The 6,843-nt window shown below is 61.5% G+C and carries 3 protein-coding genes; all 3 read right to left on the bottom strand.

Annotated elements, in window-relative coordinates; genetic code table 11:
* The coding region (locus CVS27_RS02295) for a beta-galactosidase (protein WP_133162855.1) at window positions 1–4,616 on the bottom strand (4,616 nt) is incomplete at its 3' end.
* A 160-nt stretch (window positions 4,617–4,776) separates the two neighbouring features.
* Window positions 4,777–5,457, bottom strand: a complete 681-nt coding sequence (locus CVS27_RS02290) for a response regulator (RefSeq protein ID WP_103464090.1) — start codon at window positions 5,455–5,457, stop codon at window positions 4,777–4,779.
* Window positions 5,458–5,471: 14 nt separating this feature from the next.
* Window positions 5,472–6,761 carry a sensor histidine kinase gene (locus tag CVS27_RS02285; RefSeq protein ID WP_243399634.1) on the bottom strand — a complete coding sequence of 430 codons (1,290 nt, stop codon included), beginning with the start codon at window positions 6,759–6,761 and terminating at the stop codon, window positions 5,472–5,474.
* Window positions 6,762–6,843: the final 82 nt, after the last annotated feature.

Here is a 6,843-nt window from a genome sequence, read left to right as displayed (position 1 = left end):
CCATCTGCCGCAACCACCGAAGTGCCCAACAGGACCGGCTCCGAGTGCAGCGTGAACGTTGCCTTGGTGCCGGGCTTGAAGTTCTTCCCCGTGATGGTCAGGTTCCCGCCCGCTGCCACAGTTGCATCGCTAACGTTGCCACTGGCGGTGCTGGTGGGAACGGTCGACGGCGTGCCGCTGGCGCTCGGCGTTGCCGACGGAGTTGCCGTGGTACTAGCCGAAGGCGTTGGCGTTGCCGAAGGCGTTGCCGTTGCCGACGGGGTTGCCGACGGAGTGGCACTCGGCGTCGCGGACGGAGTTGCCGTGGCACTTGCCGAAGGCGTTGCCGTGGGCGTGGTGCCCGGTTCCGCCACGGTGATGACGACAGCCTTGGTGCCCAAGACGGCGCCGGAAACTGCATCCTTGATGATCACCGTATTGGCGTAGTTGCCCTTGGCCGCGAAGCTGTGCTCGGACGAGTACGCACCGTTGACCACGGGAACCGTGACAGCCGCAGTACCGTCACCGTAGGTGATGACGGCATTGGTGACTGCACCGTTTCCGATGGCTGCCAAAGCGGACGTTCCGCTGATGGCTACCTTCTCACCGACGTCGACCGTGGACTTGGCAGCCGCCGCCGTCACAACCGGCGCGGTGTAATCCGGGGCCGTGTTCAGCGTGGTGGGCACGCCGCCCAGACTGGTTCCGCGATCCACCAAGGTGAAGGAATCCGGGCCCTGGGCGTCGCGCTCGGTGGACAGGGCGATGGCGAGAGTGTTCTTGCCGCTCTTGTTCAGGAATCCGCTGGGGATGGTGAACGTGCTTTGCGGACCCACATTGCCAACCCAGGTGCCGGTGTTCCAGCCATTGACGTAGATGACGGCGCGCGCAAAGGACTGCCGTCCGTTGTCGAACTTGGTGTCGTTGACCTTCAGGCCAATGGCTGTGTCGGTGCCGGCGGGGATGCTGAGGTTAAAGTTGCTGCGGTACCAGGTAACTCCGGCCTTGGCGGGCTTGAAGTTGCTGGCGTCGGCCCACATCGCATCCGGGTAGGAGGGGAGGTACCAACCGGCACGCTCACCGTACAGACCACCGGTGTTGTACATGGTCCTGGCAATATCAACCGGAGCAGCCTTGTCCTTAGCGCCCTGCAGTTTCCAAGTAACGGCGCCACTGCTGGGCAGCACCGCGTCGAAGAGGCCGCGGTTCTGGCGGGACAATCCGTCGTCGCTCCAGTCAAGGTTCTGGCCATTGTTGCGGACCACTGCCGAAACCAGTGTGGCTTCGCCGTTCTTGATGACACCGGCAGGGACCTGCAGGGTTTGCATGCTGCCAGTGGCTGCAGCGGCGCCAACAAAGGTGCCATTGACCCAGACGAGCATGTTTCCGGCGGATCCGCCCTGTCCGCGCAGCTGGATGCTGGTCGCGGCTGAGGAGGCCGTGAAGCTGGCTCGGTACCAGGTGTCGCCTTCATAGAAGCCGTAGAAGGCGGTGTCCAGGACCTTGCCCTGGTTGGGGCCGGGGCCCTGACGCGTGTTGGCGGCTGTGGTTGCTGTGGCAACCAGCCACTTGGAGTCATCAAACGCCACTGCGGACTCCGGGTTTTCACCCGAAACTTTCCAGTTGGTCAATGCCGGCAGGACAGCCGGAGCCGGTCCGCCAAGGTTGGCGACAAGCTGGCCATTGGCACCAACTGTTGTTACCAGGGCCTGCCCATTCCAGCTGGCCTTGGTGATGCCGGCCGGAACGTAAATGTTGATGGCGCGCGCTGCCTTGGTGTCGCCCACCAGGTTGACGGTGTCGCCGTCGAACTCGGCGGAGCGGAGCAGGTCAACACCTGCAACCATGACGCTCTTGTTGGTGGTGCCGCCCTTGACGATGCCATCCACGCTCCACTGCTGGCCCGTGGCCGTACGGTCGGTGGTGACAATGCGCAGTTCGGGGGCGCCGCCGCCGCTGATCTTCACCGAGGTGCCACTACCGTGCACATAGTTCAGGCGCAGCGTCTTGGTGGCAGCGTCCCACACGGACTCCACAGCAGTTCCGCCCAAGGTGGTGACAGCGGGCTCGGAGGCGTATTTGAGGACCGTCTCGCCGGCGTCGTTCTTGGCGCCGTTGAGTACCAGCAGTGTGCCGGTGGCGACGGGCATCTTCGTGAACAGCTCCGAGGTGCTGTACATGAGCTTCTGTCCGTCAAAGGCGTAGTCCGCAATGACCATGTTGGCGTCGCGGCCGTGCATGCTCAGGAACGTGCCTGCCTTTTGCGGGACCCTGTTGAACGTGATGGAGTCCGCGGGTGCCGGAGGCGTGGTGGTGCTGCCCGGCGTTGAGGTCTCGATGGCGTCAATCGCCACAAAAGTTCCAATCGAGGCGGGATCGCCCTTTACGCCAGTGTTGACCACCTTGATGGTGTGCTCCACGGCGGGGTCAAGACCCTTCTTTTCGAAGGCCTTGAACTGGGCCTCGCTGGGCGTTCCGGACTTGAAGGTGTTGGTCTCGCCCACCTTGACGCCGTCGATGAAGACGTCCGCCTTGGCATGGTTGTAAGCGCGCGGGGAAATCAAGCGGATTTCGGCAGCCTTAAAGGTGTACTCGTAGAACGCCCCGGCTGTGGGACTGGACGATTCCGTGCCCTTGTAGTCGTTGACGGTCCAGTTCTTGCCCGTCTCGTGAGCCCACTGGGACACGCCACCGACGGCGGAGTAGCGGATGGCAGGGTCGACGTCGTCGAGCTTCACAACGGTGGCCGGTGTGGCGGCTGCGATGACGTCAAAGGCGTCGATGGTGACGTTGGTGCCTTGGCTTGCGGCATCCTTCTGGCCTGTCACCACAATCTTGATGGTGTGCTCAACACTGGGATCCAGACCCTCCTTTTGGAAGGCAACATACTGGAAGTTGGCGTTCTGGCCTCGGTAGGTGTTGGTCTGGCCAACTTTCACACCGTCAATGTAGACATCACCGTAGCCGTGGTTGGTGGACTGGGCGGAAATAACCCGGATGCCGGCGCCGGTGAACTTGTACTCAACGGAGTCGCCGGTGGTTTCGCTGAACGTTTCGGTGCCCTTGTAGTTGCCGGCGGCCCAGGCTTCCCCGTTGGACTTGCCCCACGTACCCGTGTACTTGATGGCGGCGGTGTCCCGGTCATCATTGGTGTAACTTGCCACGATGACCTGCTGTCGCGGTGACAGGGTCAGGGGGAAGGAGTACTTCAGCTCGGTGGTGCTGTTGCTGTCGGTTTGGCGGAACCCCAGGAAACGGGAGCCGTTGCCCGTGACGGAATCTGTGGCCAGGTTCTCGGTGGCGATGCGCTGGTAGGACTTGATGGTGCCTGCGGCGGCGTCCACCGTGACGGGTGCACCGTCCTGGGGCACCATGTTGGAGATGGGGGCGAAGTCCTTTTGGAAGTAGCCCAATTCCTTTTGCACTGCCGCCTTGGGCGTGAGCTGGCGGTCCTCGTTGATGGGTGCGCCGTAGTCATAGGAGGTGAAGCCGGACGACGGCGAACCTGTCCAGCCCCAGTTGGTGCCACCGTACTGCATGTAGTAGTTGAACATGTTAATGCCATTGTTGAGGTTGTTCACCCCGTATTGACGGGTGAAGGCGGGGTCAACAAATTCGGCGCACTTGTCCGTATTGAAGCTGGCGCCCCACGGGGTGAACGCGCCGCCCTGGCCTTCGGGAATGAACATGGGGCTGGTGGTCGTCACTGCACGGTAGCGCGCTTCCATGTCGGGGATTTGGCCGCGGTTGGGATTGGCACAGTTGAAGCCCAAGGGGTACTGGTCAAAGGAGTAGAAGTCCAGTCCGGTGTCGCCGCCGCCGCTCGGCCGGCCGCTTCCGGGATTGAAGTCGCCCTTGAAGCCCCAGTCGTTGTGGAAGACGGGGACCGTGATGCCGTCACCCTTGATCTTCTTCACGAGCTCCTTCATGAAAGGAACCCGGTCACGGGATTCGTCGTACAACTCATTTTCTGCCTGGTACATTACGATGGAACCGCCACCATCGGAGACCTGGTGCTTGACGGCGATCTTGTTGAAGGCGTCGAGCCAGCTCAGTGATTCGCGCAGCGCTTCCGGGTCCATGCTGCGGAGGGATTGCGAGCCGTTCTTGGTCAAGTAGGCCGGCAGGCCGCCCATGGATACTTCAGCATTGATGTAGGGTCCGGGGCGGGCAATGACGTACAGGCCTTCTTCCTCGGCCATGTCCAGCAGGAGTTCAATGTCCTTGATGCCGGTGAAATCAAACTTGCCGGGCTCGGTGGAGTGCAGGCCCCAGAAGAAGTACAGCGAGACGGCGTTGAAGCCGCTGGCACGCATCTTCTGGAACATGTCGCGCCAGTCGTCGGTGCCGGGCAGACGCCAATAGTGGAACTCGCCGCTCCAGACGTTGAGGCGTTCGCCGTCCACCTTCAACGACTTGGAGTCGAAAGTGACGGTGTGTGCCTTGCCGTCGTTGCCGGGGAAGATGACCTTGTCGGCAGACAAGGCCGAGGTTGTCACGGATTCTGCCGTGACCGCCGTATTTTGTGCCAACGCCGGGCTTGAAACAGCCATTAGTCCCATGGCGGCGGTGGCCATGATCGCCACGACCTTGCGGCCGCGGGGTCGCCGTGCGGCCCTCAATGATGGGGAATTCATAAATTAGGTCCCTCAATTTTTGATGCAGCCGCAGCGGCCACCCGTAATGTTATCCATCACAGCATATGGCGCGGGTCACACTGGGGCAATCAAAACCTAACTTATAAGCTCATATGACGCCCTTATGACAAGGGTGTGCACATAATTGACGGTTGTCCGTCTACGGCTCGAATTTATAGCCCAATCCGCGCACCGTGACAAGGTATTTGGGCACTGCCGGGTCGGGCTCAATCTTGCTGCGAAGGCGCTTGACGTGAACATCGAGGGTCTTGGTGTCCCCCACATAGTCAGAACCCCAGACCCGGTCAATGAGCTGCCCGCGGGTGAGCACCTTCCCGGCGTTGCGCAGCAACATTTCCAGGAGTTCAAACTCTTTGAGGGGGAACGCCACGGATTCACCATGGACACTGACAACGTGCCGCTCCACGTCCATGCGCACCGGGCCCGCATGCACTGTGGCATTCATGAGCTCTTCCGGCTCCGCCAAGCGCCGCAGCACGGCCCTGATGCGTGCTATCAGCTCACGGGAGGAATAAGGCTTGGTCACGTAGTCGTCGGCGCCAAGTTCCAGCCCCACCACCTTGTCGATTTCCGAGTCCTTGGCTGTGAGCATGATGACGGGAACATTGGAGCGCTGGCGCAAGTGCTTGCACACTTCGGTGCCGCTCATGCCCGGCAGCTGCAGGTCCAGCAACACCAGATCGGCGCCGCTGCGCTCAAATTCAACAATGGCATCCAAACCGTTGTCCACAACCTGGACTTCGTAGCCCTCCTTGGCCAGCAGGAAGGACAGCGGGTCGCTGATGGAATCCTCGTCTTCAACAATCAAAATTCTGCTCACGCTTGTTGCGCTCCTTAGATCATTCTGGGGTGCCGGTTCGCGCTGTGATCAGCGCCGCCGTCGGACGTTGGGTGGGAAAGTTGCGGCAGGCGCACGGTGAAGGTTGAGCCCATTTTCGGTGCCGACCACACCGTCACTTCACCGCCGTGGTTGCTCACAATGTGTTTGACGATGCTCAGCCCAAGCCCCGTGCCACCTGTATGGCGGGATCGGGCGGCATCGACGCGGTAGAAGCGCTCAAAAATTCTGTCCTGCTCGACCGGCGAGAGCCCGTCACCCTGATCGGAAATACTGACGGAGACCACGCCGTCGCCTACCGACAGGCCGATCCCCACCTGAGTGTTTTCCGGGGAATAGCGCACGGCGTTGTCGATCAGGTTGCGCAGGGCCGTGACCAATTGGGCCTGGTCGCCGTACACCTCAGCAACTTTATGCGGTCCCACGGCAAGATTGATGTTCTTGCTTTGGGCCGGCAGGCGGGTTCTGTCCACAGCCTCGGCGATCACTGCATTCATGTCAACGTCGGTGCCCACGCGGGCAACGTCCTTGCCCTGCAACCGTGAGAGTTCAATGATGTCCTGCACCAGCGCGGCCAGGCGGGCGGATTCTGTCATCATGCGCTTGGCAAAGCGGCGCACGGTGGCTTGGTCCTCCGGCGCAGATTCAAGGGCCTCTGCCAGCAGCGAGATGGCGCCCACCGGTGTCTTGAGTTCGTGGGAAACGTTGGCCACAAAATCATTGCGGACAGCTTCGGTGCGCGCAATTTCGGTGCGGTCATCGGCCAGCAGGAGAATGTATTCCTCGCCCAGCGGCGCCACGCGCACCTGAATCACCAAGGTTCCCTGCCCGGGTGCTGTGGATGACTGTGGCACATTTGCGGTGTGGGCCTCCACCGCCGCCCCCTGGGTGCCGGCCGAATGTGAGCTTGGCGTGGGGCTTGGATGGGGCGCCGCATGGGGCAAAACCTGGCGCGGCAGGATTAAGTCGCGTTCCTCAATGACCCCATCACGACGCACTCTGTGTGCCAGCTCAATCAGCTCCTTGTGCACCACCGTGTGGCCGCGCACCAAACCGAAGGCGTAGGCGCCCGGGCTGGCCCGCACCACGCCGTCGACCGTGTCAATCACAATGAAGGCCTTGCCCACCACCGAAAGCACTTCCGCAGCGCCCTCGGGCAGCGTTGGTTCGGCAATATCCAGCGGCTGCTTGCGCGATCTTTCGCTGATGCTAAAGGCGAGCATGCCAAACACGCCAAGGGTCAGGCCAATAAGCCCGGCAACTACTCCAACCAACAGGGGATCCACGCAACCAGCCTATGCCGTTGCGGGGTGATTTTAGCCAAAACTGGCTCCACACAGCCCTCGTTCAACAAACGTTCACCTTTTA

It is taken from the genome of Arthrobacter glacialis (assembly GCF_002909445.1).
In the GTDB taxonomy this organism is placed as follows: domain Bacteria; phylum Actinomycetota; class Actinomycetes; order Actinomycetales; family Micrococcaceae; genus Specibacter; species Specibacter glacialis.
Note: the sequence above shows the minus strand (reverse complement) of the source record. Positions and strands in the feature narration are given on the sequence as shown.